1 pseudogene is annotated in these 511 nt (G+C 58.7%); it reads right to left on the bottom strand.

Features of this window, described 5'->3' with window-relative positions:
• Positions 1-449, bottom strand: a pseudogene (locus EGJ22_RS25915) (IS5-like element ISPa41 family transposase); the annotation flags it as partial.
• Positions 450-511: the final 62 nt, after the last annotated feature.

Below are 511 nucleotides of genomic sequence, written 5' to 3'. Positions count from 1 at the left end.
CTGGGGGCATGAATAATGGTGGCATCGACGATGGTGCCTTGGCGCAGCGACAGGCCTTTTTCCTGCAGATAACCATTAATGACCGCAAGGATTGCCGGTGCGAGCTGATGCTTCTCCAGCAAGTGCCGGAAGTTCATGATCGTGGTGTCTTCGGGGATTGGCGCGCTCAGCGTCAGGCGTGCGAACTGGCGCATGGGCGTGATTTCGTAGAGCGCTTCTTCCATGGCCGGGTCGCTCAGGGAGAACCAGTTCTGCAACAGATGGATGCGCAGCATGGTTTCCAGAGGATAGGGTTTTCTACCGCCGCCGGCCTTGGGGTAGAACGGTTCGATCAGCTCCAGCAGGCCTGCCCAGGGCACCACCTGATCCATTTCGGCGAGGAAGCGCTCTCGGCGGGTTTGCTTGCGCTTGCCGGCGTACTCAAAGTCGGAAAAGCTCATCTGGCTCATGGGCGGCTCGGATCAGGTGTTGCGGGGATTCTCGCATAACTGAAGGCTTGTTCGGAGATTCC

The organism is Pseudomonas sp. p99-361 (assembly GCF_003935475.1).
GTDB lineage: Bacteria > Pseudomonadota > Gammaproteobacteria > Pseudomonadales > Pseudomonadaceae > Aquipseudomonas > Aquipseudomonas juntendi.
Note: the sequence above shows the minus strand (reverse complement) of the source record. Positions and strands in the feature narration are given on the sequence as shown.